At 69.3% G+C, this 24,921-nt stretch carries 23 protein-coding genes; 9 read left to right on the top strand and 14 right to left on the bottom strand.

The window, feature by feature from the left end; all coding sequences use genetic code 11:
- Together OWC43_RS17290 and OWC43_RS17285 are read left to right on the top strand one after the other, a co-directional pair.
- On the top strand, window positions 1-312 hold a 312-nt coding region (locus tag OWC43_RS17290; RefSeq protein ID WP_393957560.1), incomplete at its 5' end, for a cupin domain-containing protein.
- A 47-nt stretch (window positions 313-359) separates the two neighbouring features.
- Window positions 360-656, top strand: coding sequence for a hypothetical protein (locus tag OWC43_RS17285; RefSeq protein WP_393957559.1), 297 nt, complete (start codon window positions 360-362; stop codon window positions 654-656).
- Window positions 657-857: 201 nt separating this feature from the next.
- On the opposite strand, the gene OWC43_RS17280 is transcribed toward OWC43_RS17285, so the two are convergent.
- On the bottom strand, window positions 858-1,325 hold the full coding sequence (locus OWC43_RS17280; protein ID WP_137829652.1) for an Hsp20 family protein: 468 nt from the start codon (window positions 1,323-1,325) through the stop codon (window positions 858-860).
- Between the two features lie 184 nt (window positions 1,326-1,509).
- Here OWC43_RS17280 and OWC43_RS17275 point away from each other — a divergent pair, with 184 nt between their 5' ends.
- The gene (locus OWC43_RS17275) at window positions 1,510-2,496 is read left to right on the top strand and encodes an alpha/beta fold hydrolase (RefSeq protein WP_393957558.1); all 987 of its coding nucleotides are present in this window, start codon (window positions 1,510-1,512) and stop codon (window positions 2,494-2,496) included.
- A gap of 53 nt (window positions 2,497-2,549) precedes the next feature.
- On the opposite strand, the gene hisN is transcribed toward OWC43_RS17275, so the two are convergent.
- The 11 genes from hisN to OWC43_RS17220 form a co-directional block, all read right to left on the bottom strand.
- Complete coding sequence (hisN, locus tag OWC43_RS17270; RefSeq protein WP_137829654.1) at window positions 2,550-3,347, bottom strand: histidinol-phosphatase; 798 nt, start codon at window positions 3,345-3,347, stop codon at window positions 2,550-2,552.
- A 122-nt stretch (window positions 3,348-3,469) separates the two neighbouring features.
- Window positions 3,470-5,542, bottom strand: coding sequence for an AI-2E family transporter (locus tag OWC43_RS17265; protein WP_393957557.1), 2,073 nt, complete (start codon window positions 5,540-5,542; stop codon window positions 3,470-3,472).
- A gap of 263 nt (window positions 5,543-5,805) precedes the next feature.
- On the bottom strand, window positions 5,806-6,573 hold the full coding sequence (locus OWC43_RS17260; protein WP_137829656.1) for a LamB/YcsF family protein: 768 nt from the start codon (window positions 6,571-6,573) through the stop codon (window positions 5,806-5,808).
- Window positions 6,570-6,806 (bottom strand): hypothetical protein, encoded by a 237-nt coding sequence (locus OWC43_RS17255; protein ID WP_393957556.1) that lies wholly within the window; start codon window positions 6,804-6,806, stop codon window positions 6,570-6,572. The genes OWC43_RS17260 and OWC43_RS17255 overlap by 4 nt, the downstream gene beginning before the upstream one ends.
- 242 nt (window positions 6,807-7,048) lie before the next feature.
- Window positions 7,049-7,510: a peptidylprolyl isomerase gene (locus OWC43_RS17250; RefSeq protein ID WP_137829657.1), complete on the bottom strand. Its 462-nt coding sequence runs from the start codon at window positions 7,508-7,510 to the stop codon at window positions 7,049-7,051.
- 3 nt (window positions 7,511-7,513) lie between these two features.
- Complete coding sequence (locus tag OWC43_RS17245) at window positions 7,514-7,945, bottom strand: hypothetical protein (protein WP_393957555.1); 432 nt, start codon at window positions 7,943-7,945, stop codon at window positions 7,514-7,516.
- 79 nt (window positions 7,946-8,024) lie between these two features.
- Window positions 8,025-8,561 carry a peptidylprolyl isomerase gene (locus OWC43_RS17240; protein ID WP_137829659.1) on the bottom strand — a complete coding sequence of 179 codons (537 nt, stop codon included), beginning with the start codon at window positions 8,559-8,561 and terminating at the stop codon, window positions 8,025-8,027.
- A 26-nt stretch (window positions 8,562-8,587) separates the two neighbouring features.
- Window positions 8,588-9,091, bottom strand: coding sequence for a pantetheine-phosphate adenylyltransferase (gene coaD / locus OWC43_RS17235; RefSeq protein WP_137829660.1), 504 nt, complete (start codon window positions 9,089-9,091; stop codon window positions 8,588-8,590).
- Between the two features lie 198 nt (window positions 9,092-9,289).
- Window positions 9,290-12,016, bottom strand: coding sequence for a DNA gyrase subunit A (gyrA, locus tag OWC43_RS17230; RefSeq protein WP_137829661.1), 2,727 nt, complete (start codon window positions 12,014-12,016; stop codon window positions 9,290-9,292).
- Window positions 12,017-12,331: 315 nt separating this feature from the next.
- Complete coding sequence (gene mobA, locus OWC43_RS17225) at window positions 12,332-12,934, bottom strand: molybdenum cofactor guanylyltransferase MobA (RefSeq protein ID WP_393957553.1); 603 nt, start codon at window positions 12,932-12,934, stop codon at window positions 12,332-12,334.
- A 7-nt stretch (window positions 12,935-12,941) separates the two neighbouring features.
- Entirely contained in the window at window positions 12,942-14,063 is a 1,122-nt protein-coding gene (locus tag OWC43_RS17220) for an Mrp/NBP35 family ATP-binding protein (protein WP_238308116.1), read from the bottom strand.
- Between the two features lie 365 nt (window positions 14,064-14,428).
- On the opposite strand from OWC43_RS17220, the gene OWC43_RS17215 reads away from it, so the two are divergent.
- Window positions 14,429-14,932, top strand: a complete 504-nt coding sequence (locus tag OWC43_RS17215) for a pyridoxamine 5'-phosphate oxidase family protein (protein WP_137831150.1) — start codon at window positions 14,429-14,431, stop codon at window positions 14,930-14,932.
- A 191-nt stretch (window positions 14,933-15,123) separates the two neighbouring features.
- Complete coding sequence (gene pncB / locus OWC43_RS17210) at window positions 15,124-16,422, top strand: nicotinate phosphoribosyltransferase (RefSeq protein WP_393957552.1); 1,299 nt, start codon at window positions 15,124-15,126, stop codon at window positions 16,420-16,422.
- Window positions 16,423-16,488: 66 nt separating this feature from the next.
- On the opposite strand, the gene OWC43_RS17205 is transcribed toward pncB, so the two are convergent.
- A complete protein-coding gene (locus OWC43_RS17205) occupies window positions 16,489-16,896 on the bottom strand; it encodes a response regulator (protein ID WP_137831148.1) in 408 nt (135 codons plus the stop codon).
- A 374-nt stretch (window positions 16,897-17,270) separates the two neighbouring features.
- Between OWC43_RS17205 and OWC43_RS17200 the strand changes: the two genes are divergently transcribed.
- Genes OWC43_RS17200 through OWC43_RS17190 form a run of 3 tightly spaced genes read left to right on the top strand, consistent with a single transcriptional unit; the run spans window position 17,271 to window position 22,682 of the window.
- Window positions 17,271-18,050, top strand: coding sequence for an ImuA family protein (locus OWC43_RS17200; protein WP_393957551.1), 780 nt, complete (start codon window positions 17,271-17,273; stop codon window positions 18,048-18,050).
- Window positions 17,959-19,473: a DUF6504 family protein gene (locus tag OWC43_RS17195; RefSeq protein ID WP_393957550.1), complete on the top strand. Its 1,515-nt coding sequence runs from the start codon at window positions 17,959-17,961 to the stop codon at window positions 19,471-19,473. Before OWC43_RS17200 ends, OWC43_RS17195 begins: the two co-directional genes overlap by 92 nt.
- Window positions 19,470-22,682, top strand: coding sequence for an error-prone DNA polymerase (locus tag OWC43_RS17190; protein WP_393957549.1), 3,213 nt, complete (start codon window positions 19,470-19,472; stop codon window positions 22,680-22,682). The genes OWC43_RS17195 and OWC43_RS17190 overlap by 4 nt, the downstream gene beginning before the upstream one ends.
- 110 nt (window positions 22,683-22,792) lie before the next feature.
- Here the strand turns inward: OWC43_RS17190 and OWC43_RS17185 are convergent, their stop codons facing one another.
- Complete coding sequence (locus tag OWC43_RS17185) at window positions 22,793-23,719, bottom strand: LysR family transcriptional regulator (RefSeq protein ID WP_393957548.1); 927 nt, start codon at window positions 23,717-23,719, stop codon at window positions 22,793-22,795.
- Between the two features lie 310 nt (window positions 23,720-24,029).
- Between OWC43_RS17185 and moxJ the strand changes: the two genes are divergently transcribed.
- Window positions 24,030-24,911, top strand: a complete 882-nt coding sequence (moxJ, locus tag OWC43_RS17180) for a methanol oxidation system protein MoxJ (protein ID WP_393957547.1) — start codon at window positions 24,030-24,032, stop codon at window positions 24,909-24,911.
- Window positions 24,912-24,921: the final 10 nt, after the last annotated feature.

The following is a 24,921-nucleotide window of genomic DNA, read 5'->3' as shown; positions in this document are numbered from 1 at the left end:
GCTGGGGCCCAGGGCCTTCATCTTCAGATGGTAACGATCCCGCCCGGTGCTCGGGCCAAGGCCCACAAGCACGAGGGGCACGAGACGGCGCTCTACGCGCTCTCCGGCACCTCCGGAATGTGGTGGGGGGAGCGGCTGGAGCATCACGCCGAAATACGGCCCGGCGATTATCTCTACATCCCGGCGGGCATGCCGCACCTGCCCTACAATCCAAGTCCGACCGAGCCCTGCACGGCGCTCATCGCCCGGACCGATCCGAACGAGCAGGAGAGCGTCGTTCTGCTGCCCCATCTCGACGGGATACATCCGTGACGGCGATCCGTTGAGAGGGCGAACCGCCGTCGTTCGGATCTACCCCGATGCGCCTCGCCCTCGCCGTCACCCTGCTCGCCGCCGGTCTTTCCCCTGCGACGGCCCAGCGCCTGTCCACCGTCGATATGAGCTGCGCCCAGGCCCGCAACGTCGTCCTGCGCCAGGGCGCGGCGGTGCTGGGCACCGGCGGCCAGACCTATGACCGCTTCGTGCGCGACCGCAATTTCTGCGAGCCGACCGAGATCGGCCGCCGCGCCTTCGTGCCGGCTCGCGACACCCCGGCCTGCTTCGTCGGCTTCACCTGCTACGAGCCGAGCCGCAACGACCGTTTCGGGAATTTTTGATTTGCGTCGGGTCACCGTCCGACCCGCGCCCTCATCCTGAGAAGCCCCCCGAGCGTCCTCGAAGAAGGGTTTCAGGGATCGCGTGGCCGGGCGCCTCAGGATCAGCGGCTGGTTTGGGCAACGCCGCCTGCATCGCACAAACGAAAACGCCCCGGCCTTTCGGCCGGGGCGCTCCCCTGAATGGATGACCGTTGCGGCCGTTTACGCGGCCTGCTGGACCTTGCCCTCGATCACCGGCTGGCCCGAGGCGCGGCTGGCGATCTCGATGCGGCGCGGCTTCTTCGCCTCCGGGACCTCGCGGACGAGATCGACATGGAGGAGGCCGTTCTCCAGCGAAGCACCCGTGACCTGCACGTGGTCGGCGAGTTGGAACCGGCGCTCGAAGGCGCGGGCGGCGATGCCCTGATGAAGGACTTCCGCCTTGCTCTCGCTCGGCTGACGCTCGCCCTTGATGGTGAGGGCGTTCTCCTTCACCTCGATCGAGAGGTCGGCCTCGGTGAAGCCGGCCACCGCGACCGTCACGCGATAGACGTTCTCGGCCGTGCGCTCGATATTGTAGGGCGGGTAGGTGGGGGCCTGCTCGGCGCTGACGAAACCGTCGAGAGCCGCGAACAAACGGTCGAAACCGACGGTGGAACGGTACAGGGGAGCCAGATCGAACTGACGCATCACATATCCTCCGAAAGAAGCAACATGCTGTGTATGGTCTGGTCCGCCCGAGGGCCGGACCTTCGCGCCGCCGTATCGGCCGGCGCATCCATGATATTGGGGGGTGCGCGGGGTCGTGCAAGAGCGTCGACCCGGCCATTTTGCGTCCCAAACGTCACGAAGACAGAGCGGGGATGAGCCGGCCGTGCTGACGCTGCGACCCACGCCCGACAATCCGGTTCCGCCCGGCGCGCGGCTCGTCCCGGTCGAAACCGCCGACGGCATCCCCCTGCGGGCGGCGACCTGGCGCCCCACCAGCCGCACCGTGAAGGGCACGGTCTGCCTGCTCCAGGGACGGGCCGAGTTCATCGAGAAGTATTACGAGACCATCGCCGAGCTGCGCGCCCGCGGCTTCTGCGTCGTGGCCTTCGATTGGCGTGGCCAGGGCGATTCCGGGCGTCAGGTGCGCGACGCCCACAAGGGCCATGTCCGCCGCTTCGACGATTACCGCCTCGATCTCGCGGCGGTCACTGAGCAGATCCTGGTTCCCTCCATGCCCGAGCCGCATTTCGGGCTTGCCCATTCCATGGGCGGCACGGTGGCGCTCACGGGAGCGGCGGAAGGCTGGCTGCCGTTCCGCCGCCTCGTGACCGTCGCGCCGATGCTGAAGATCCGGATGGTCCGCTGGCCGGCGGCCGCGTCGGTCCTGGCGCGCACCCTGCACCGGCTCGGGCTCGGACGCTGCTACACCCCGTTCGGCAAACCGACCTCGATCGCGACCATGCCGTTTGCCGGAAACCGCCTCTCGACCGATCCGTCCCGCTACGAGCGCAATGCCCAGGCGGCCCGCGTCGTCGGCGCGGGGGCGGTCGGCGGACCGACCATCGCATGGCTCGCCTCGGCCTTCCGGGCGATGCGCACCCTCAATCGGCCCGCCACGGTGCGACGCATCCGCTTACCCTGCCTCATCATCGCCGCCGGCGCCGACCCCGTGTGCAGCACGCCGGCCGTCGAGCGCTTCGCGGCCCGCCTCAAGACCGGACACCTCATCGTCCTGCCCGGTGCGCGACACGAGATCCTGACGGAATGCGACGCCCTGCGCACCGATTTCTGGGCCGCCTTCGACGCCTTCATTCCCGGACAGGCCGCGCCGACGGAAACGGCTGCGGAGCCGACCCGCGCGATGGCTTGAGGCAGGGCGCGACGCGACCACGGTGCTGATCGGGCGAGCGCGTCGCGAAAGGGTCAGGCGCTCGGGTTCAGGTGCTTCAAGGCGGCCTCGTGCAGGCGTGGGCTGCCCGCCGCCACGATCCGTCCCCCAGAGGTGGCCGGGCCGCCGTCCCAGGCGGTAACGACGCCGCCCGCCCCCTCGACGATGGGGATCAGCGCGACGATGTCGTAGGGCTTCAATCCGGCCTCCACCACGAGGTCGATCTGGCCCGCCGCCAGCATGCAATAGGCGTAGCAATCGGCACCGTAGCGCGACATGCGCACGCTGCCCTCGATCGACCGGTAGCGCTCGGATTCCTCCCCCTCGGCGAACAGGCGAGGATCGGTCGTGGCCAGGATCGCCGCCGACAGCGCGTCGCAGCGGCGCGTGTGGAGGGGACGCTCGCCGCGGGGGCTCCGCACGCTCGCGGTCTTGCCGTCGCCGAGGAAACGCTCGCCGAGATAGGGCTGGTGCATCAGGCCGCGCACCGCCGCGCCGTGATGGGTGAGGCCGATCAGGGTGCCCCAGGTCGGGAGGCCGGCGATGAAGGCGCGGGTGCCGTCGATGGGGTCGAGCACCCAGACGCATTCCGCATCCGTGCGCTCCGCGCCGAACTCCTCCCCCAGGATCCCATGGCTCGGCAGCTGATCCTTGATCATCCGACGCATCACCGCTTCCGCGGCCCGATCAGCCTCGGTGACGGGATCGAAGGCGTGGCCGGTGCCGTGGGACTTGTCGTCCAGTCCGAAATGCGCCCGGAAGAACGGCAGGATCGCCGCTCCGGACTGGGTGGCGAGGTCTTCCATGAACCGGGCGAGATCGACGACGCTCATCGAAGGGACAGCCTCCTGTTGCCCGATCCACGAAGCCGCCGGGAGGCGGCCCCGTCAACCCGGTGGCAGGGGCAAAGGCCGGGATCGGCGTCAAACGTGAAGCGTTCCGATCCCGCGCCCTGTCACGCCGGCTCCGGCATCGCCTGACGCGGCGGCGTGGCGGCCTCGCGACGCTCCGGCTCCCGCGTATCGCCGGCGTTGCGCGCCATGGTCAGGACCGTCTCGATGAGGTCGCGCAGGGAGGTGACGTGATCGTCGGCGCCGAGCTTGGCCCGCAGACTCTCGTCCGACAGAACCGGCTCGTCCAGGCGCCACAGCCCCGCCACCACCGGCACGGTGTCGAGCTTACGCCGCAGCCGGCTGACGAGGCGGCTCAGATGCGTCGGCTCACCCGAAAGGGCCAACGAGATCACGCAGACGGCCTGAGGCTCGCCGGGATCCCATGCGCCCAACCGCACGCGGGCGACCTCGGCGAAGGGCACTTGCCGGGTGCCGAAGCCGCGCTTGCGCAGGAGCTGGTCGGCGATGGCGGTGGCCGCACCGTCGAGGAAGCCGCGGCCCGAGACGAGGAGCACGGCCCCTTCGCGCCGCCACGCCTCGGGCAGATCGTCCGGGGACGGGTCGGGGATCGGCTCGGACGAGCAGGCGCTGTCCGCCTCCGCCGCCGGGATCAGCTTGGCGGATTTGGAAGCCGGCTCGGGCAGCCCGTCTTCCCGATCCTCGAGATCCTCGACCAGAGCGGTGATCGAGGCACGGATATCGGCCTTCTGGTCGGGGGTGAGCACACCGCGGGCGGCGTCGCGGGCGGCGAGTTCCAGGCCGCGGAGCACCACGTCGTCGTAATAGGCCGACAGCGAGCATTCCTGCAGGATCATCTCCGCATGCTCCTGCGCCTCTTCGGGATCGTCTGCGAGCATGCGCTGGTAGAAGTTCTCGACCGGCGTCAGCGCCGGACGGTTGCTGAACAGCACGTCGAGGAATTCGAGCCGGTCGACATGGCGACCGAGCACGACGAGACAGACGGTGAGCGGCGTCGAGAGCAGCAGGCCGACCGGCCCCCACAACCATGCCCAGAACAATGCCGAGATCAGCACCGAGAAGGGCGAGAGCCCAGTCGAGTGCCCGTAGACCAGGGGCTCGATCACGTGGCCGACGAGGGGCTCGATCACCGCGAACAGGATGAAGGTCGCCAGCACCATGCTCCAGCCGGGATCGACCGCGGCGGCCAGCGCCAGCGGCAGGATCGCCGAGAGGACTGCACCGATATACGGTACGAACCGCATCATCGCCGAGAAGATCGCCCACAGGACCGGGTTCGGCACCCCGATGATCCAGAGCCCGAGACCGATGACGACGCCGAAGGCGGTGTTGAGGGCGAGCTGGCCGAGGAAGTAGCGCGACAGGCGCCGCGCCGCATCGTCCATCGCCACCGTGGTGCGATGCAGGTCGCTCGATCCGGCGAGACGGATCAGGCGGTCGCGCAGATCCTCGCGCTGCATCAGGATGAAGAGCAGCACCACCACGACGATGCCGGCGGTGGCAAGCGGCTGCACCACCGGCGAGAGAACGGTGGAGGCGATCTCCAACGGGCTCGGCCGCCGTTCCTCGACCTGCACCAGCATGGGCTTGGCCGGTTCCGCCTCGGGCTGTCCGGTGCGGGCCGCCGGATCCTTGCGGGCCTGTTCACGGGCCTGCCGCTCGCGTGACTCCTGGGCGGCCTTGGCCCGGTCGGCCTCGTCCTTGCCCTCGTCCGAGCCACCCTGGTGGATCGCCCGGTTCATGTTGGCGATGTAATCCATCGTCCGGCCGAGCGAGCCCTCGCGCAGACCCTGGATCTTGCGCTCGATGGTGGTCTGGTAGCGCGGCACGTCCTGTACGAGTTCGGCGACCTGAACGCCGATCACGGTGGAGAGCGCCCCGATGATGCCGGTGGCGAACAGAACCGCCGCGAGCACGGCGACGACGCGACCGAGGCGCAGCCGGCGCAACAGGTTCACCAGCGGCCCGAGCACGAAGGACAGGAGCATCGCGATCGCGATGGGGATCAGCACCTCGCGGCCGAGATAGAGACCGGCGACGATGATCGCGACGACGACCATGGAGGCGGCGAGGGACGCTTGCGGCGTCTCCGCGGCGGCGACCCGCGTGGGACGCGGCGGAACGACGAAGCCGTCGCCGGAGGTAAGCTTCTTCATTTCGGCCCGGATGTCCCGACGCTGCTACGCTCGGCGACCTCCCGTGGGACGTCGCCGCTCAAGAAACCGTGATCAAGACGGTTTCGATCCCACGACCATGGCTTGCCGCGACGGTCTTCAGTCCCGTGTAGCCTCGATGGACAACGACCGCCTCGACCGCAAAAGTCCATGGGTCTCGCGAAGACTGTCGGTGGACGCTTCCGCGGGTGTCGTGCCGGATGCCCCGAACGTGCCTCGCCGCCAACCGGTGAGGTCGCGAAGCGTCACGTCACGGCGAAGGGTTTCAGAGAGAGGCCGGCCGCCTCGAGCGCGGTGCGCACGGCCCGCGCCATGACCATCGCCGCCGGATTGTCGCCGTGGACGCAGACGGTGTCGATTGCCACCGAAAACGCCCGGCCATCGGCCGCGAACACCGCCCCCTCCCCGACCATGCGGGCGACGCGGGCGGCAGCCGCCTCGGCATCGTGGATCACCGCCCCCGGCATCGCGCGGGGCAACAGGGTGCCGTCGGCCGCGTAGCCCCGGTCGGCGTAGATCTCGCGGGCGAGCCGCAGGCCGGCGCGCTCGCCGGCCCGCTCGGCGGGCAAGCCCGGCATCACGACGAGGATGAGGTCGCGATCAACGCCCCGGACGGCGCGGGCGAGGGCCTCGGCGACCGCGTCCTCCTCATTCGAGAGGTTGGCGAGCGCCCCATGCGCCTTCACGTGGGTGACGCGGGCCCCAGCGAGAGCCGCGCAGGCCTGGAAGGCACCGATCTGATAGGCGATGTCGCGCTCGATGCGGCGCGGGCTGTCCTGGATGCGCAGGCGGCCGAAGCCGCGCAGATCCCAGAAGCCCGGATGGGCCCCGATGGCGACACCGCGCGCCCGCGCCGCCGCCGCGGTCTCGACCATAATGTCGGGATCGCCCGCGTGGAAGCCGCAGGCGACGTTGGCCGAGGTGACGATGTCGAGGAGGCCCGCATCGTCGCCCATGCGCCAGGGCCCGAAACCCTCGCCGAGATCGGCGTTGAGGTCGATGCGGCCGTTCATTCGGCCACCCGCATGGATCTCGACGTCGATCCTGTGTCGGGAGCCCCGTCGCGCCGATCCTCAGAGCGCGTCGGATTCGCGGGACGGATCTTCAGCCGCATCACGACCCCAAAGCCCTCGCTCTCGTTGCCGATGTCGCGAGGGCGCTTCGCTTCCGACACCGAGCGGATCGAGGCCGGAGTCCGCTTCCGCGGGGCGATCCGATCGCTTTCGATCATGTTCAGCGTCACCACCGAAATTCTGGCCCGGTTTGCGAGCCCTCCTTGCGTCCATTCGCGGAGACCGCGGCCGGCGCGGATCTGGACGGGGGTGATCACAGTCGAGAGGTCCACGGATCGGAGATGCGCGAGACTGTCAGAATTATCACGTCCGCGATTGGCGACGAGAGGGTTTGGCGCGGCAGGCGACACAGGCCGCCGAACGAAAGAAAACGGCGCCGGGCAAGGGCCCGGCGCCGCTATCGCCGTAGGGGAAATCAGGCCGCCGCGACGGTGGCCTTCACGATCCGGTCGGGATCGCGAACGGGCTCGCCGCGCTTGATCGTGTCGACCACGTCCATGCCCTCGATCACCTTGCCCCACACGGTGTACTGGCGGTCGAGGAAGCGGGCGTCCGAGAAGCAGATGAAGAACTGCGAGTTCGCCGAATGCGGGAAGTTGGTGCGCGCCATCGAGCAGGTGCCGCGCACATGCGGCTCGGCATTGAACTCGGCGTTGAGGTCCGGCAGCTCCGAACCGCCCGAGCCGGTACCGGTCGGGTCGCCGGTCTGGGCCATGAAGCCGTCGATGACCCGGTGGAACGGCACGCCGTCGTAGAAGCCCTGGGCGGCGAGCGTCTTGATCCGCTCGACATGGTTCGGGGCGAGGTCGGGGCGCAGCCCGATCACGACGCGGCCCTTGGTCGTCTCCAGGACGATGGTCTCGTTGGTGTCTGCCATTGGTTAGATTCCCTGTCCTCTGGGTCCGTCGTAAATGAAGCGCAGCGCCAGGGGGCGCCCCGCGATGGCTCCGCCCAGAGCGGGCGTGAGCCGGACCGGCGTGCATCGGGCGATCGCGTCGAGCGTCGCCCGCACCAGGATGTCCCGGGCTCTCGTATCGCCCGGAATCTGCGAGAAGGTGATCCGCGGCGTGCCGATCACCGAGCCGTCCCGGCGGAGCGCGAGGCGCGCCGTGATCTCGGTGCGCTCGAACTTGGCCAAGCCCTCCGGCGCTTCCCAGCAGGCGGCGAGCGCCGGAAACAGATCCTTGAGGGTATCGACCGGCCTCGGCCCGGTCTCGCCCGCCAGCAGCGGCACCCGCAGCGTCCCCCGCAAGGTTTGCGGGAGGGTGCGCCAGGGTTCAAGCGTCCCGAACGCATCGGCCCCGCCCGGCACGAGCAGGAGAAGCGCCGCGACAGCCGGGGCGGCACGGCGTCTCTGGGCTCGGGCCGCTATCGCTCGCCTCCGATCTGGATCATTTGGCGAGCGTCATCTTCACGATCTTGTCCGGGTCCTGCACCGAGCCGTTGTTCGACTTGGAGCCCTTCTTGATCTTGTCGATCACGTCCATGCCGGAGGTGACGACGCCGACCACGGTGTAGTTGTTGTTGAGGAACTCGGCATCGCCCAGGCAGATGAAGAACTGCGAGTTGGCCGAGTTCGGATCGCCCGAACGGGCCATGCCGACGGTGCCGCGCTTGAACGGGGCGGAGGAGAACTCGGCCGGAATGTTGGGCAGGCTCGAGCCGCCGGTGCCGTTGCCCTTCGGGTCGCCGGTCTGCACCATGAAGCCGTCGATGACGCGGTGGAACTTCAAGCCGTCGTAGAAGCCCTGGGAGATCAGCGTCTTGAGCTGCTTCACGTGCTTGGGCGCAATCTCCGGGCGCAGCTCGATCGTGACCTTCCCATCCTTCGTCTCGAGGTTGACGGTGTTCTCGCCCGCCCGCGCGGGGGCGGCGAAGGCGAGGGTCGCGCTCAAGGCGAGGCCGAGGACGGCGTGGCGGCGGTTCATGCTGGGCTCAAGCTCCGTGGTCGGAATCAGGCTTTGGCGAAGCGGGCGGAGAGCCGCGCGGCGACGGCCGGCGGCACGAAAGGGGTCACGTCGCCACCCATAGCGGCAATCTGGCGGACCAGGGTGGCGGTGATCGGCCGCACGCCGGTGGAGGCGGGCAAGAAGACGGTCTGGACCTCGGGGGCCATGGCACCGTTCATGCCGGCGAGCTGCATCTCGTAGTCGAGATCGGTGCCGTCGCGGAGCCCCCGGATGAAGAGGCTCGCACCGTGGCGGCGCGCCGCCGAGACGGCGAGATCGTCGAAGGTGACGACCTCGAGTTCGGCGCCCTCGGCGGCTGCCAGAGGCCCGCAGCTCTCGCGCAGCAAACCGGCGCGCTCCTCGGCCGTGAACAGCGGCGCCTTGCCGGGATGCACGCCGATGGCGAGCACGAGGCGCGGCACCAGCCGACAGGCTTGGCGCACCACGTCGAGGTGGCCGTTGGTGACCGGATCGAAGGAGCCGGCATAAAGCGCGGTGCGGGTCGTCACGGGAAGGGGCCTAGAGCATTTTGCCCGCGAACGGAACCCGATGCCTCCTCGCGCTCCGTCATTCCGGGGCGCCGGAGGCGAACCCGGAACCTACGACTGGGCGCCCCGTCGTCGCCACCGCGCATCACGGGTGGCTCCCGGGTTCCGCTCCGCGGCCCCGGGATGACGACGCGTGAGGTGCGCCGAGAAGGATGCGGCTTACGCCCCCTCCTCGCCCCCTTCCTCTTCACCCTCGATATGCTCGACCGATACCACGCGCTCGGCCTTGTCGGTGTTGAACACCGTCACGCCCTGCGAGGCACGGCCGACGATGCGGATGTCGTCCACCGGCACGCGGATGAGCTGGCCGGCATTGGTCACCAGCATGATCTGATCGGAGGCCTCGACGGGGAAGGAGGCGACGAGGTTGCCGTTGCGGGCATTGACCCGCATCGCGGTGATCCCCTTTCCGCCGCGGCCCGAGGTCCGGTACTCGTAGGAGGACGAGCGCTTGCCGAAGCCGCGTTCGGAGAGGGTCAGCACGAATTGCTCGTGGGCGCTCATCTCGGTGTAGCGCTCCTGCGAGATCGCGGCCTCGGCCGTCGTCTCCTCGGCCTCGCTCGCCTCCTCGGCCTCGCCCGCATCGCCGATGACGGCGCGGCGCATCTTCAGGTAGCCGGCCCGCTCCTCCGGGCTCGCCTCGAAGGCGTTGAGGATCGCCATCGAGATGACGGTATCGTCCTTGGCCAAGTTGATGCCGCGCACGCCGGTCGAATCGCGGCCCTTGAAGACGCGGACGTCCTCGACCGGGAAGCGGATGCACTGACCGAGCGCGGTGGTAAGCAGAACGTTCTGCTCGGGCCGGCAGATCTCGACATGGACGATGTGATCGCCCGGATCGAGCTTCATGGCGATCTTGCCGTTGCGGTTCACGGTCGTGAAGTCCGACAGCTTGTTGCGGCGGACATTGCCGCTGGCCGTGGCGAACATCACGTCGAGGGTCTCCCAGGACGCCTCGTCCTCGGGCAGCGGCATGATGGTGGAAATGCGCTCGCCCTGGTTCTGCAGGTGCAGGATGTTGACGAGGGCCTTTCCGCGGGCGTTCGGCGCGGCGATGGGCAGGCGCCAGACCTTCTCCTTGTAGGCCTGACCCTGGTCGGAGAAGAACAGCACCGGGGTGTGCGTGTTCGCGACGAACAGGCGGGTGACGAAATCCTCGTCGCGGGTCGCCATGCCGCTGCGCCCTTTGCCGCCGCGCTTCTGCGAGCGGTAGGTCGAGAGCGGCACGCGCTTGACGTAGCCGGCATGGGACACGGTCACGACCATGTCCTCGCGGGCGATCAGATCCTCGTCCTCGACGCTCGAGTCGGAATCGACGATCTCGGTCTTGCGCGGCGTCGCGAACAGCTCGCGGACTTCGGCCAGCTCGCCCTTCACGATCGCCTGGATGCGGGCGCGGGAGCGCAGGATGTCGAGATAGTCGGCGATCTCGTCGGCGAGTTTCTTCAGTTCGTCGCCGATCTCGTCACGGCCGAGCGCGGTGAGGCGCTGCAGGCGCAGGTCGAGGATGGCGCGGGCCTGCGTCTCGGAGAGGCGGTAGGTCCCGTCCTCGGCCACGCGGTGGCGCGGATCGTCCACCAGCGCGATCAGCGGGGCGATGTCGTGGGCGGGCCAGTCGCGGGCCATCAGGGCCTCGCGCGCGGTGTTCGGGTCGGGCGAGGTGCGGATCAGCCGGATCACCTCGTCGATATTGGCGACCGCGATGGCGAGGCCGCACAAGACGTGGGCCCGCTCGCGGGCCTTGTTCAGCAGGAACTTGGTGCGCCGGGAGACGACCTCCTCGCGGAAGTCGTTGAAGGCCTGGAGCAGGTCCTTCAGGTTCATCAATTCGGGGCGCCCGCCGTTCAGCGCCACCATGTTGGCGCCGAACGAGGTCTGGAGCGGGGTGTAGCGGTAGAGCTGGTTCAGAACGACGTCGGCGATGGCGTCGCGTTTGAGCTCCACCACGATGCGCATGCCGTCGCGGTCGGATTCGTCGCGCAGGTCGGAGATGCCCTCCAGGCGCTTCTCCTTCACCAGTTCGGCGATCTTCTCGATGAGCGTGGCCTTGTTCACCTGATACGGGATCTCGGTGAAGATCAGCGCCTCGCGCTCCTTGCGCAGCTCTTCCACGTGCGAGCGGGCCCGCATGATGATCGAGCCGCGTCCGGTGGTGTAGGCCTGCCGCGTGCCGGAGCGCCCCAGGATCAGGCCGCCGGTCGGGAAATCCGGGCCGGGGACGATCTCGTTCAGGCCCTCGATGGTGAGGGCCGGATCGTCCATGAGCGCGATGCAGGCATCGATCAGCTCACCGAGGTTGTGCGGCGGGATGTTGGTCGCCATGCCGACGGCGATGCCGCCCGCGCCGTTGACCAGAAGGTTCGGGAATCGCGCGGGGAGGACCGACGGTTCTTCGCGGGAATCGTCGTAGTTGGGACCGAAATCGACGGTGTTCTTGTCGATGTCGGAGAGGAGCGAAATCGCGGGCTTGGCGAGACGCGACTCGGTGTACCGCATGGCCGCGGCCGGATCGCCGTCGACCGAGCCGAAATTGCCCTGCCCGTCGATGAGCATGAGGCGCATGGAGAAATCCTGCGCCATGCGCACCAGCGCATCGTAGATCGATTGGTCGCCGTGCGGATGGTAGAGACCGATTACGTCGCCGACGATGCGGGCCGACTTGACGTATTTGCGCTCCGGCAGGTGCCCGGATTCGAAGGCCGAGTAGAGGATGCGCCGATGCACCGGCTTCAGGCCGTCGCGCGCGTCCGGCAAGGCCCGGCTCACGATCACGCTCATGGCGTAATCGAGATAGGATCGGCGCATCTCGTCGGTGATGGAGACGGGCTTGATGTCGGTGGCCGGGGGCGGCGCGCCCGCGCCGGTCGGATCGTTGTCGTCTGCCAACGTCGCTCTCTCAGTTCTCGTTCAGTGGCCAGCGGGCGGGGGCAATGCCCTGGCCCGTCGTACCCGGTGTCCGCGCATCCCACCCGCGCCCTCATCCTGAGGCGCTGAGCGTCAGCTCAGCCTCGAAAGAGGGCTCCAGAACTCTCAGTGCTCCCTGGAGCCCTCCTTCGAGGCTGCTGCGCAGCACCTCAGGATGAGGGTGTGGGATAGGAGCGATCGACCGGTCTAAAGGCCGTCGTTTCAGTTACTTAAATATGAAGTGCGAGCCTTCCGCACAACAGCGGACCGGCCTCCGTCCCCGGTTTGACCGGTCGGTCACGACTGCGTGCCCAGAAACCGCTCCGCCGCCGCCAGATCGTCCGGCGCATTGAGGTTCAGGAACGGGTCGACCGGCTCGACCGGCCAGGAGACCACATCCGCCCCGTGGCGGTCGATGAAGCCGCCGACGCGCCGCTCGCCCGACACCAACCAGGCCCGCAGATCGTCGCGCAAGCGCACCGGCCAGAGCGCGCTGGTGAAGTGCCGCCGCTCTCCCGAAGCCGCGAGGGCGATCGGCCGTTCGCCGGCACGGATCAGGCGCGCCACGAAGTCGAGCGGCAGGAACGGCGCGTCGCCGGGTACGCTGACGACATGGGTCCGCCCCATCGCCGCCGCGGCATCGAGTCCGGCGAGGATGCCGGCGAGGGGCCCAGGATTGTCCGGAACCGTGTCGGGCAGGACCGGGCCGGCATAGGCGTGGCGGAACCGTACCGGATCACCGTTGGCGCTGAGGGCGAGGCCCCCGGGGCATTGCGGCCCCAACCGCTCGGCCACGCGCTCCAGCAGGGTTCGGCCGGCCAGCACTCTCAACGGCTTGTCGCCGCCGCCCATGCGCCGCGACAGGCCACCCGCGAGGATCAGCCCGAGGACATGGGTCACGCTTCGATCACTCGATGACGATCTTGGGCGCCGCGCGGCCGGCGGGCGCGCCGTTGAGGCCGGCCCAGAGCTTGTCCGCGATGGCGCGGTAGATCTTCGCCTGCGGCCCGTCCGGATCGGTCGCGACGACGGGACGTCCGGCATCGGAGGTCTCGCGGATCGCCATGGTGAGCGGGATCTCGCCGAGGAACGGCACCTCCAGGCGCTCCGCTTCCTGACGGGCACCGCCATGACCGAAGATCGCGGAGGCCGTGCCGCAATGCGGGCAGATGAAGGTCGCCATGTTCTCGATCACGCCGAGGATCGGCACCGACACCTTGCGGAACATCGTCACGCCGCGCCGCGCGTCGATCAGGGCGAGATCCTGCGGCGTCGAGACGATCACGGCGCCGGACAGGGGCGTTGCCTGGGCCATGGTGAGCTGTGCGTCGCCGGTGCCCGGCGGCATGTCGACCACCAGGATGTCGAGATCGCCCCAAGCCACATCCCGCAGCATCTGGGTGATCGCCGATTGTACCATCGGCCCGCGCCAGATCATCGCCGATTCCGGCTCGATCAGGAAGCCGATCGACATCGCCTTGAGCCCGAAGGCCTGCATCGGTTCGAGCACCCGCCCCTCGATCACCCGCGGCTTGCCCGACAGGCCCAGAAGCTTCGGCACGGAAGGGCCGTAGATGTCGGCATCGAGCAGACCGACCTTGAGCCCCTGGGCCCGCAGGGCGAGCGCAAGGTTGCAGGCGGTGGTGGACTTGCCGACCCCGCCCTTGCCCGAGGCCACCGCCACGATGTGGCGCACGCCCGGCAGGGAATTGCCCTGACGCGGCGGCACCGGGGCGGGGCCGGGCGAACGGGGTGCGCCGGGGCCGGGGGTGTTGGGGCCGCGCTCGGAGGTGAGGCTCGCCAGCACGCTCGACACGCCGGGAATGGCGAGCACCCGCCCCTCCGCCTCGCGGCGGACCGGCTCGAACCGTTCGGCCTCGCTCGGATCGATCGAGATCGAGAACATCACCCGGTTGCCGCCATCGATCACCACCTGGGAGAGGCGGCCGGAACCGGGAAGGGTGGTGGCGCCGTCATCGACCGCGACGGTCGAGAGCGCACTGAGCACGTCGTCGCGGGTGATGGCCAAGATTCGATGCTCCATCGGGCGGCGGTTTGTCGTAACCGTCCGTCCATCTAACCGCGCAATTCTGAAACACCAGCCCGAAGACGACCGGCGCCCTGCCCTCATCCGCCCGATTGGGTGTTTCCTCGGCACCAAGCGAGACACCCTGCCCGGCGATCCGCCGCCCGGGCTCGGACCCGATCGCAGGGGAAGTCGCCCCCGCCGCCGAGGCGGGCGCGATGCGTGAGCGTGGCGCAAGCCTCCTCGGCATCTCCCGCAAAGCCTGAACCAACACCGGCCTCGCTCGTTGTCGAGGCAATCGCCGGGACCGCGCGACGCCCGCGCCGTCTCGAAGCGCATCCTATTGTCTGAGTTGGAGAAGGCCACCCATGCACCAGGGCAACCATCGCGACCACGAGGGCGCGAAGAAGCTCTTCGAGCTGACCAAGGACGTCAAGGTCGCGATGCTGACCACAGCCGATCAGGACGGGACGTTGAACAGCCGCCCGATGTGGAACAACGACATCGACGAGAACGGCGACATCTGGTTCTTCACCAAGCTGCACTCGCCCAAGACGGCCGAGATCGGCCGGGACAATCAGGTCAACCTCGCCTACTCGGATCCGTCGAGCCAAACCTACGTCTCGATCGCCGGCAAGGCCGAGGTGATCCGCGACCAAGCGCTGATCGACGAGAAGTGGAAGGAGAGCCTCAAGACGTGGTTCCCCAACGGCAAGGACGATCCCGAGGTCGGCCTGATCCGCATCCATCCGGAACAGGGCGAGTATTGGGACAGCCCGTCCTCGACCATGGTCCACCTCTACGGCTACGTGAAGGCGACGCTTACCGGCGAGAGCCCGAAGACCGAGACCAAGAAGGTCAACCTCGCCTGATCTCTTCGATCGAGTGATCGACGCATCGCACGCCTCCGCCTCACGGCGGGGGCGTTCTCGTTTGAGAGACCGTGCGGTTCGGGCCCCGCGCGCGGCGTCGGAATGCCGGCAATGTGGGCTCGGCCGTTGATCGCCCCCCCGATCCGACCCAAGCTTGACTGATCGAATCAGACAGAAGACGGCCAAGATCCATGCTCGACCTCGCGACGCGGGTCTATAATCACAATTTCCGCATCGATCCGATCGTCCGCTCGCTCCTCGACACGGACTTTTACAAGCTCCTGATGGCGCAGATGATCTTCCGCCGTCACCGGGACGTGCGGACGAGCTTCGCGATCCAGAACCGGTCCGTGCGGGTGCGCGTCGCCGAGGAGATCGATCTCGGCGCCCTGCGCGAGCAGCTCGACCATGCCCGCACCCTGCGTCTGAGCCGCGGCGAATCCACCTGGCTGCGCGGCAACACCTTCTACGGCAAGCGCCAGATCCTCTCCTCGGAATTCATGGCGTGGTTCGAGGATTTCCGGCTACCCGAATACGAACTGGAATTGCGGGACGGCCAGGTGGCCCTGACCTTCCACGGCCCCTGGGTCGAGACAACGATGTGGGAGGTGCCCGCGCTCGCGATCCTCAATGAGATGCGCTCGCGGGCGGTCCTTCGCGATCTCGGCCGGTTCGAGCTGCAAGTGCTCTATGCCCGCGCCATGACCCGCGTCTGGGAGAAGATCGAGCGGCTGAAGCGCCTGCCCGACCTGTCCATCGCCGATTTCGGCACCCGGCGGCGCCACGGCTTCCTGTGGCAGGATTGGTGCGTCCAGGCCATGAACGAGGGCCTGGGCGATCAACGCTTCCTCGGCACCTCGAACTGTCTGATCGCCCAAAGGCGGGAGGTCGAAGCGGTCGGCACCAACGCCCACGAATTGCCCATGGTCTACGCGGCCCTCGCCGGCGACGACGACGACGCCTTGGCGCAGTCGCCCTATGCCGTTCTGGCGGACTGGCAGCAGGACTATGAGGGCAATCTGCTCGTCGTCCTGCCCGACACCTACGGGACGTCCGGCTTTCTCAAGAACGCCCCCGACTGGCTCACCGCCTGGACCGGCATCCGGATCGATTCGAAGGATCCGATCGAAGGGGGCGAGGAAGCCCTGGCCTTCTGGCGCGACAGGGGCTGCGACCCGCGCGAGAAGCTCGCGATCTTCTCGGACGGGCTCGATATCGACGAGATCGAGCGCATCCACGCCCATTTCCACGGCCGGATGCGGATCGGCTATGGCTGGGGCACGCGACTCACCAACGATTTCCGCGGTCTGGTGCCGGAGGGGCGGCTCGATCCGATTTCGGTGGTCTGCAAGGTCGCCTCGGTCGAGGGGCGCCCGACCGTGAAGCTCTCCGACAATCCGACCAAGGCGCAGGGACCGGCCGCGGAGGTCGCCCGCTACAAGCGCGTCTTCGGCGTGGGCGAGCAGGCGGCCCTGCCCGTCTCGGTGTGACCGCGTCAGCCCGCCAGCGGGAGGATGGGCGGGCGGGCGAACGCGGCAGGGATGATTCCGAGGTGACTACGCCTCACCCGACCGTTCGCGCAGGCCCGCGGCCTCCTCCAGCCAGGTCAGGATCTCGGGTGCGCGCCAGGGCTTCGGCATGAAGGTCGCGGTGACGCGCAGGTCGCTCGGCTGATCGCCCGCGTCGCCCGAGGTCAGCAGCATGCGGATGCGCGGCCAGGTCACGCCGATGATCCGGGCGAGTTCGAAACCGCCGATCGTGCCCGGCGTGCGCACATCGGAGAACACCACGTCGATCCTGTCGCCGCGCTGGCGCAGGATCTCGAGCGCGCGCTCGGCCGTCTCGGCCTCGATCACCTCGAAGCCCTTCTCCTCTAGGAGTTCGGCCGCGAGGAAGCGCTCGTCGGGCTCATCCTCGACGACGAGAATGACGGGCTTGGGGCCCGTGGGTCGTGCGTCACTCATGGCCCTGGCACAGTTGTGAGCCCGAACGGAGGCGCGGGACCGTCCCCGCACTGTTAGACTCCCCCGACCGGATCTCCGGCACCACGTTACGATAGATCGACGCGCGCGAAGATCTGTCGTTCAACGGCAACAGCAGGCAGATTTGTTGCACCTGCACTCCGCCCACATGCGTATTTGATGGGTGCATGCGTCGATTGCCCGCGCCGCGCGCAGGGCTTCGGGCGAGTCAGAAGACTGGCGACAAAGGTCAAGCCTGCGGCCGGAATAAAATCCGCATTTTCAACAGGGAGCATCGCGGCGGGACGGTTGACGGAGAACGGCTGCGCTGTGTTCACTGTTTGTTCTGAACACAGCTCCTTCCGCAGCCCCGGTCCATGCCCCCTCCCCGCTCCTCCGACCCGCCGGCTCCCGCGAAGAACGTCCTGGCCGAGCTGCGGCGGCTCACCGAGCCCGCCGTGGAGGCTCGGACGACGGATTCCGTGCTGCCGTTCGGAGCCGGAACCCTCGACCGGGCTTTGCCGGGGGGCGGCCTCGCGCTCGGCGCCCTCCATCAGATCCACGAGGGTGGGCCGCGGGGACGCTACGCCGCTTCCGCGGTGCTGTTCGCGGGCGGCATCCTGGCCCGGCTCGACGGGCCGGTTCTGTGGTGCCTGCACAGCCGCGACCTGTTCGCCCCGGCTCTCGCCCGCGTCGGGCTCCATCCCGACCGGGTGGTCTATTGCGAGACGTGGCGGGACACGGAGGTGCTGCCGGCCATGGAGGAGGGCCTGCGCCACCGAGGGCTGGCCGGCGTCGTCGGCGAGTTGACCCGCATGGCCCTCACCCCCTCCCGCCGCCTGCAGCTCGCCGCGGAAGGCTCGGGCGTCACCGCCCTGGTGCTGCACCGGGTCTGCGCGGGCGAGACGGTGGAGCCCGAACCCTCCGCCGCCCGCACCCGATGGCGGGTGAGCCCCGCTCCCTCCGGCTCCGGGGGAGATCGACATATGGGCCGCCCGCGGTGGCGGCTCGATCTGCAGCGCTGCCGCGGCGGCGCACCGGGCTCATGGATCGTGGAGGCCTGCGATGCGCAGGGTCGTCTCGCTGTGCCTACCGTCCTGGCCGACCGACAGGCTGCGCCGGAGCGCCCCGCCCTGCGACGCGCCGGCGGTCGATGAGCCCCTGGCGACGGTGCGGCAGGATGGCCCTCGGCGGGTGCTGGCCGGGATCGACGCGACCGCCCGTCGCCTGGGCTTGAGGCCCGGCATGGCCGCCGCTCAAGCCATGGCGATGGTGCCGGGCCTGCGCCTCGTCCCCGCCGAGCCGGAGGCCGACGCGGCGGGGCTGGTGCGGCTGGGGATCTGGTGCCTGCGCTACGCCCCTCTCGTCGCCCTCGATCCGCCCGACGGCATCCTGATCGACATCGCGGGTGCAGCCCATCTGCAGGGGGGCGAGGCGAATCTGCTCGCCGATCTCGCCGCACGTCTGGAGCGGACGGGGATGTCAGCCTGCCTCGCCCTCGCCGACACGCCCGGCGCTGCCTGGGCGGTCGCCCGGTTCGGGCCAGGCGGGATCGTGCCGCCCGGCGGAACCTCCGTTGCCCTGTTGGATCTGCCCGTCGCGGCCCTGCGCCTGCCGCCGGAGATCGTGGCGGCGCTCGCCGAGGTCGGCATCCTGCGGATCGGCGGGCTCATGGCCGCGCCCCGTGCGCCCCTGCGCCGGCGGTTCGGCCCGGAGCCGCTGCTGCGGCTCGACCGGGCGACCGGGGCCGAGCCGGAGCCCCTCGCGATCCTGGCCGCGCCCGAAGCGCCGCGGGCCGCCCTCCGCTTTCCCGACCCCGTCGGCAGCCCGGAGGTGCTGGGGCGGGTGGTCGGGGATCTCTGTACCCGGATCGTGCCCGATCTGGAGCGGATGGGCCTCGGCGCCCGACGCCTCGACCTCGTGTTCCGCCGGATCGACCGCCTCGATCAGGCGATCCGGATCGGCACCGCACGGCCGAGCCGCGACGCGGCCCACCTCGCTCGGCTCCTCACGGAGCGACTGCCGCAGATCGATCCCGGCTTCGGCATCGAGGAGATGACGCTGACGGCCTCGCGGGTCGAGCCTCTGGCCGAGCGGCAGCTCAGCGGCGCCGTCCTCGGGGGCGAACCGGAGGCCGTGGACCTCGCGGCTCTCGTCGACACGCTCCGCCTCCGCCTCGGCGCGGAGCGGATCTACCGGCTGGCCCCGGTCGAGAGCGACTGGCCCGAACGCGCGGTTCGGCGGGTACCGGCCCTGGCCGCGCCGCTCGGCGCCCTCTGGCCCGTCGACCTGCCCCGGCCCGCCCGCCTGCTCGCCGCGCCGGAGCCCGTGGCGGCGATGGCCGAGATACCCGACGCGCCGCCCCTGTTCTTCGTCTGGCGCGGCGCCCGCCACAAGATCACCCGAGCCGACGGTCCGGAGCGCATCCTCGGAGAATGGTGGATCGCCGACGGCGAGGCGGAGCGGATGCGCGACTATTACCGGGTCGAGACGGAGGCGGGCGAGCGCTTCTGGCTGTTTCGCGACGGGCCGATGGAGGCGAACGGACGCTGGTGGCTGCACGGGCTCGGCGAAGCGTGAGCATTCCCGAGCTTCAGGTCACGACCCATTTCTCGTTCCTGCGGGGGGCGTCGAGCCCGGAGGAACTCTTCGCCGCCGCCGCCCTGCTGGGGATCCCGGCCCTGGGCATCACCGATCACGGCTCCCTCGCCGGCATGGTCCGGGCCCATCAAGCGGCGCGGGCGACGGGCGTGCGCCTCGTCGTCGGCTGCCGGATCGATCTTGAGGATGCGCCCCCGCTTCTCGTCTATCCCGCCGACCGGGCGGCCTACGGACGGCTGTGCCGGTTGCTCAGCCTCGGCAAAACGCGGGGCGGCAAGGGCCGCTGCGTCCTGACCTGGCGCGACCTCGAAGAGTGGCAGGGGGAACCGCAAAGAGGGCTACAAGGGGGATTGCAAGGAGGACTCTTCGCGATCCTCCTCGCCGAGGCGCCGGGCCCGGGCCTGGCGCAAGACCTCGCGCGGCTCAAGGACCTGTTCGGCGGGCGCGCCTCCTGCGCCCTCACCCGCCGCTTCCGGCCCGACGACGCGGCGCGGCTCGACGCACTGGCCGCGGCGGCCCGGCAGGCGCGCATGCCCGTCGTCGTCACCGGCGACATCCTCTACCATGTCGCCGGGCGGCGGCGGCTTCAGGACGTGGCGACCTGTATCCGGCGCGGGGTCACGATCGAGCGGGCGGGCTTCCTCAAGGAACGGCACGCCGACCGCTTCCTCAAGGCGCCCCAAGAGACGGCGCGCCTCTTCGCCCGTTTTCCCGAGGCGCTCGCCCGCGCCGGAGAGATCGCCGAGGCCTGTCGCTTCTCCCTGGATGAGCTCAGCTACGAATACCCGACGGAGATCGGGCCGGATGGCCGATCCGCGCAGGAGCGGCTGGAATCCCTGACCTGGGCCGGTGCCGGGCGGCGCTGGCCGGAGGGAGTTCCGGCGGCCGTGGCGCGGCTGTTGCGCCACGAACTCGGACTGATCGATCGGCTCGGCTACGCCCCCTACTTCCTCACGGTCGAGTCGATCGTCGCCTTCGCCCAGTCCCGGCAGATCCTCTGTCAGGGGCGCGGCTCGGCGGCCAATTCGGCGGTCTGCTACTGTCTCGGGATCACCTCCATCGATCCGGTCCAGCAGAATCTGCTGTTCGAGCGCTTCGTCTCGGAGGCTCGGCGCGAGCCGCCCGACATCGATGTCGATTTCGAGCATGAGCGGCGCGAGGAGGTGATCCAGTGGATTTTCGCCACCTATGGCCGTCACCGCGCCGCGCTCACGGCGGTCGTCAGCCGTTTCCGCGCCCGCGGGGCTTTGCGCGAGGTCGGCAAAGTCCTGGGCCTGCCGGAAGAGGTGACCGGCGCCCTCAACCGCCTGACCTGGCCCTGGGGCGGCGAGGGCGCGGGCGAACGGGAATTGCAGGCGCTCGGCCTCGATCCGGGCGACCGGCGCCTGCGCCTGACCCTCGACATCGCCCGCGAGCTGATGGGCACGCCGCGCCATCTCTCGCAGCATCCCGGCGGCTTCGTCCTGACCCTCGACCGCCTCGACGAATTGGTGCCGGTCGAGCCCGCCGCGATGGAGAACCGGCAGGTCATCGAGTGGGACAAGGACGACATCGACGCCCTCAAGTTCATGAAGGTCGATGTCCTGGGCCTCGGCATGCTCGGCTGCCTGCGCCGCGCCTTCGATCTCCTGAAGACCGCCAAGGAGATTTCCCTCGACCTCGCCACGATCCCGCAGGACGATCCCGCCACCTACGCGATGATCCGGCGGGCCGACACGGTCGGCGTCTTCCAGATCGAGAGCCGTGCGCAGATGGCGATGCTGCCGCGCATGAAGCCGAGACAATTCTACGACCTCGTCATCGAGGTGGCCCTGGTGCGTCCCGGCCCGATCCAGGGCGACATGGTCCATCCCTATTTGCGCCGACGCGAGGGCCACGAGGCCGTCAGCTATCCGACCCCCGAACTGAAGGCGGTTCTCGGCAAGACGCTCGGCGTACCGCTGTTCCAGGAGCAGGCGATGCAGGTCGCCATGGTCGGAGCGGGGTTCTCGGCGGCCGAGGCCGACGAACTGCGCCGCTCGATGGCGACCTTCAAGATGACGGGGGGCGTCCACCGCTTCCAGGCGCGGCTGATCGAGGGGATGGTGGCCAACGGCTATGCCCGCGACTACGCCGAGCGGACCTTCCGCCAGCTCGAAGGCTTCGGCTCCTACGGCTTCCCGGAGAGCCACGCCGCCTCCTTCGCGCTGTTGGCCTACGCCTCGTCCTACCTGAAGTGCCATCACCCCGACGTGTTCTGTGCGGCGCTGCTCAACGCGCAGCCGATGGGCTTCTACGCCCCCGCCCAGATCGTCCGCGATGCCCGCGCCCACGGCGTCGCGATCCGGCCGGTCGACGTGAATGCCTCGGCCTGGGACTGCACCCTGGAGCGGGACGGTCCCGGCACCGAGCGGCGCGCGGTGCGGCTGGGTCTGCGCCTCGTGAGCGGCCTACCCGAACGCGACGGCGCGCGGCTCGTCGAGGCACGCGGCGGACAGCGCTTCGGCACCCTCGCCGAAGTGGCGGAGCGGACCGGATTGCCCACCGCCACGCTCGCCTGCCTCGTGCGGGCGGACGCGTTCCGCTCCCTCGGCCTCGGCCGGCGCGAAGCCGCCTGGGCGGTGCGCGCCCTTGTCCCGGCTCCACTGCCGCTCTTCGCCGCCCTGCGCGCGGAGACCGGCACCGCCGAGCCCGTGATCGCGGAGCCTCAGGTGGTGCTGGCACCGATGAGCGCGGGCGGCGAGGTCGTCGCCGATTATCGCTCCAAGGGCCTCAGCCTGAGAGCGCATCCGCTGAGCTTCCTGCGGACCGAATTGACCGCCTTCGGCGACCGGCCCTGCAACCGGCTCGACCACGCCCGGGACGGGTCCCGCCTCACGGTCGCCGGCCTCGTGCTGATGCGCCAGCGACCCGGCTCGGCCAAGGGCACGATGTTCCTGACGCTGGAAGACGAGACCGGCATCGCCAACCTGATCGTGCGGCCGGACCTGTTCGAACGCTGCCGCCGGACCGTGCTCGCCGCCCGGCTGATGGCCTGCCGTGGCCGGGTCCAGCGGGTCGGTGAGGTCGTCCACCTGATCGCCAGCGATCTCGCCGACCGGTCCGGCCTGCTCGATCGGATCGGCCAGGAACACCAGCCCGCCCCGCCGGAGCCGGTGCGTGGGGCCGGTCAGCGGGCGCTGCGGGTGCAGGCGCGCAACTTCCGTTGACACGCGGCATGACGATGACCGCCCGTTCCCTTCAGTCACAGGCGGTCACGCGCGATCGCGGTGCCTTCGGACCCGTGCTGCCGTGTACCGGCTCGCGCAGGGAGCCGCGCCTATCGAGCCGCCTCACGCCTCGGCATCTCTTCCGCCTCGGAGGAGCCGGTGAGACGCTTGACCGCGAACTCGATGAAGCTGCGCACTTTGGCCGGAAGCAACCGTGACGTCGTCACGATGTAGACCGGCGTCGGTCGAAGCGTCCAATCCGTCATGACTTGCTCGAGGACCCCGTTGGCGATGTCGGACTCGACGCAGGCGAGGCTTGCCGAGAACAGCCCATGCCCGGCCAGAGCGAAGGAGCGCATCAAGCTCGGGGAATTGCAGGCGATCTGGCCGGACACCGTGACGGAGCCCGTCTGATCCCCTCGGGTGAAGGCCCAGTTCGTCGGCGGCCCTGGGACGAGAACGTTGTGCTCGGTGAGGTCCTGCGGCCGCATCGGGCGGCCCCAATCTTCCAGGTAGCTGGGGGCTCCGAAGACGCCGTTCTCCAACTCCACCACCTTGCGCACGATCAACGAGGTCTCGCGGGGTGTCTCGACCGCAATGGCCAGGTCGTAGCGCTCCTCCATCAGGTCGACAGGCCCGTATCCCAGCCCGACCTGCAAACGGACATGTTCGTTGCCGTTGGCAAAATCGGAGATGATGCTGGCGAGATGTTGCTGCACCCAGAGGTCGGACGGCACGGCGATCCGGAGAAGGCCGCTCGGCCCCTTCGCCTCCGCCATGATGTCGTCGTAAGCCTGCTGCGCCTCATCGACGAGGCGCATGGCTTGGGCGAAATAGGCCTCGCCATAGGTGGTCAGCGTCAGCCGCCGCGTCGTGCGATCGAGCAGACGCAATCCGATGGCCGTCTCGAACACGGTGATGCGCCGCGACAGCGAGGAGACCGGCATACCCAGAACGAGTGCGGCTTGGCTAAAACTTCGCCTTTTGGCCACTTCGACGAAGAGGGCCATGTCCCGCAAGACTTGGGGATGGGGCATGCTTGAGCCATCCGCTCGGCGTGATCGTGTTCTCGCTCGACGGCAAGAGTCCCTACGACGATCCGAATGTCGGCGAGTGGAAGTCGGCCGCCAAGTAAGGCGAGCGACGCCCCCTCCCTCTCTCCTTCGGGGGAGAGGGACCTTCCCAGGACGGCGCGGCTCTCGTTCCCCCTCGGCGCCGCGCCGTTCCGGCCTCGCCTCCGACCATCGGGGGAACGGCCGAACGAGACCGGATCGCGGCAGCATAAGCCGGCACCGGAACCGTCCTTCGGGACGACGACCCCAAGAAGAATCCCAGAGGAAACGAACGATGCCGCTCGCGAACGGACGCCGCCGCGCGACCGCCCACGCTGTCGCCCTGGCCGCCCTCCTGGGTCTCGCCGGCCCCGCCCTGGCCCAGGATCAGAAGGCCGCCCAAACCCCCGCGAAATCCGATCCCGGCTCGCTGCGCATCTGCGCCGCCGAGCAGCCGCCGCTCTCGATGAAGGACGGGTCGGGCCTGGAGAACAAGATCGCCACCGCCGTCGCCGAGGCGATGGACCGCAAGGCCCAGTTCGTCTGGATCGGCAAGCCCGCGATCTACCTCGTACGCGACGGCCTGGAGAAGAACGCCTGCGACGTGGTGGTGGGGTTGGACGCCGACGACGAGCGCGTGCTGACCACCAAGCCCTATTACCGCTCCGGCTACGTCTTCATCACCCGCGCCGACCGCGACCTCGACATCAAGTCCTGGAGCGATCCGCGGCTGAAGGAGATCGACCACATGGTGGTCGGCTTCGGCACGCCCGGCGAGGCGATGCTCAAGGATATCGGCCGCTACGAGGAGGACATGGCCTACCTCTACTCGCTGGTGAATTTCCGCGCGCCCCGGAACCAGTACACCCAGATCGATCCCGGCCGGATGGTCAGCGAGGTGGCGACCGGCAAGGCCGATGTCGCCGTCGCCTTCGGGCCCGACATCGCCCGCTACGTGCGCGATTCCTCGACCAAGCTGCGCGTGACGCCGGTGCCGGACGACACCCTCCGCAGCGACGGCCGGAAGATGCCGCAGAGCTTCGACCAGGCCATGGGCGTGCGCCGCGCCGACACCGCCCTCAAGGACGCGCTCGACGCCGCGATCGCCAAGGCGAAGCCCCGCATCGAGGCGATCCTGAAGGAGGAGGGCGTTCCGGTCCTCCCCGTCTCGAACTGACCGGCGCGGC

Source organism: Methylorubrum sp. POS3, assembly GCF_043352485.1.
Taxonomy (GTDB): Bacteria; Pseudomonadota; Alphaproteobacteria; order Rhizobiales; family Beijerinckiaceae; genus Methylobacterium; species Methylobacterium suomiense.
Note: the sequence above shows the minus strand (reverse complement) of the source record. Positions and strands in the feature narration are given on the sequence as shown.

Bases quoted from the DNA above. Each gene is read 5' to 3' on its own strand.
- OWC43_RS17195 (WP_393957550.1), top strand. From the start codon at position 17,959: ATGCGCAGGGTCGTCTCGCTGTGCCTACCGTCCTGGCCGACCGACAGG.
- OWC43_RS17200 (WP_393957551.1), top strand. From the start codon at position 17,271: ATGCCCCCTCCCCGCTCCTCCGACCCGCCGGCTCCCGCGAAGAACGTC.
- OWC43_RS17280 (WP_137829652.1), bottom strand. From the start codon at position 1,325: ATGCGTCAGTTCGATCTGGCTCCCCTGTACCGTTCCACCGTCGGTTTC.
- hisN (WP_137829654.1), bottom strand. From the start codon at position 3,347: ATGAGCGTCGTCGATCTCGCCCGGTTCATGGAAGACCTCGCCACCCAG.
- OWC43_RS17215 (WP_137831150.1), top strand. From the start codon at position 14,429: ATGCACCAGGGCAACCATCGCGACCACGAGGGCGCGAAGAAGCTCTTC.
- OWC43_RS17265 (WP_393957557.1), bottom strand. From the start codon at position 5,542: ATGAAGAAGCTTACCTCCGGCGACGGCTTCGTCGTTCCGCCGCGTCCC.
- OWC43_RS17250 (WP_137829657.1), bottom strand. From the start codon at position 7,510: ATGGCAGACACCAACGAGACCATCGTCCTGGAGACGACCAAGGGCCGC.
- OWC43_RS17260 (WP_137829656.1), bottom strand. From the start codon at position 6,573: ATGAACGGCCGCATCGACCTCAACGCCGATCTCGGCGAGGGTTTCGGG.
- OWC43_RS17205 (WP_137831148.1), bottom strand. From the start codon at position 16,896: ATGAGTGACGCACGACCCACGGGCCCCAAGCCCGTCATTCTCGTCGTC.
- moxJ (WP_393957547.1), top strand. From the start codon at position 24,030: ATGCCGCTCGCGAACGGACGCCGCCGCGCGACCGCCCACGCTGTCGCC.
- pncB (WP_393957552.1), top strand. From the start codon at position 15,124: ATGCTCGACCTCGCGACGCGGGTCTATAATCACAATTTCCGCATCGAT.
- OWC43_RS17285 (WP_393957559.1), top strand. From the start codon at position 360: ATGCGCCTCGCCCTCGCCGTCACCCTGCTCGCCGCCGGTCTTTCCCCT.
- OWC43_RS17240 (WP_137829659.1), bottom strand. From the start codon at position 8,561: ATGAACCGCCGCCACGCCGTCCTCGGCCTCGCCTTGAGCGCGACCCTC.
- OWC43_RS17185 (WP_393957548.1), bottom strand. From the start codon at position 23,719: ATGCCCCATCCCCAAGTCTTGCGGGACATGGCCCTCTTCGTCGAAGTG.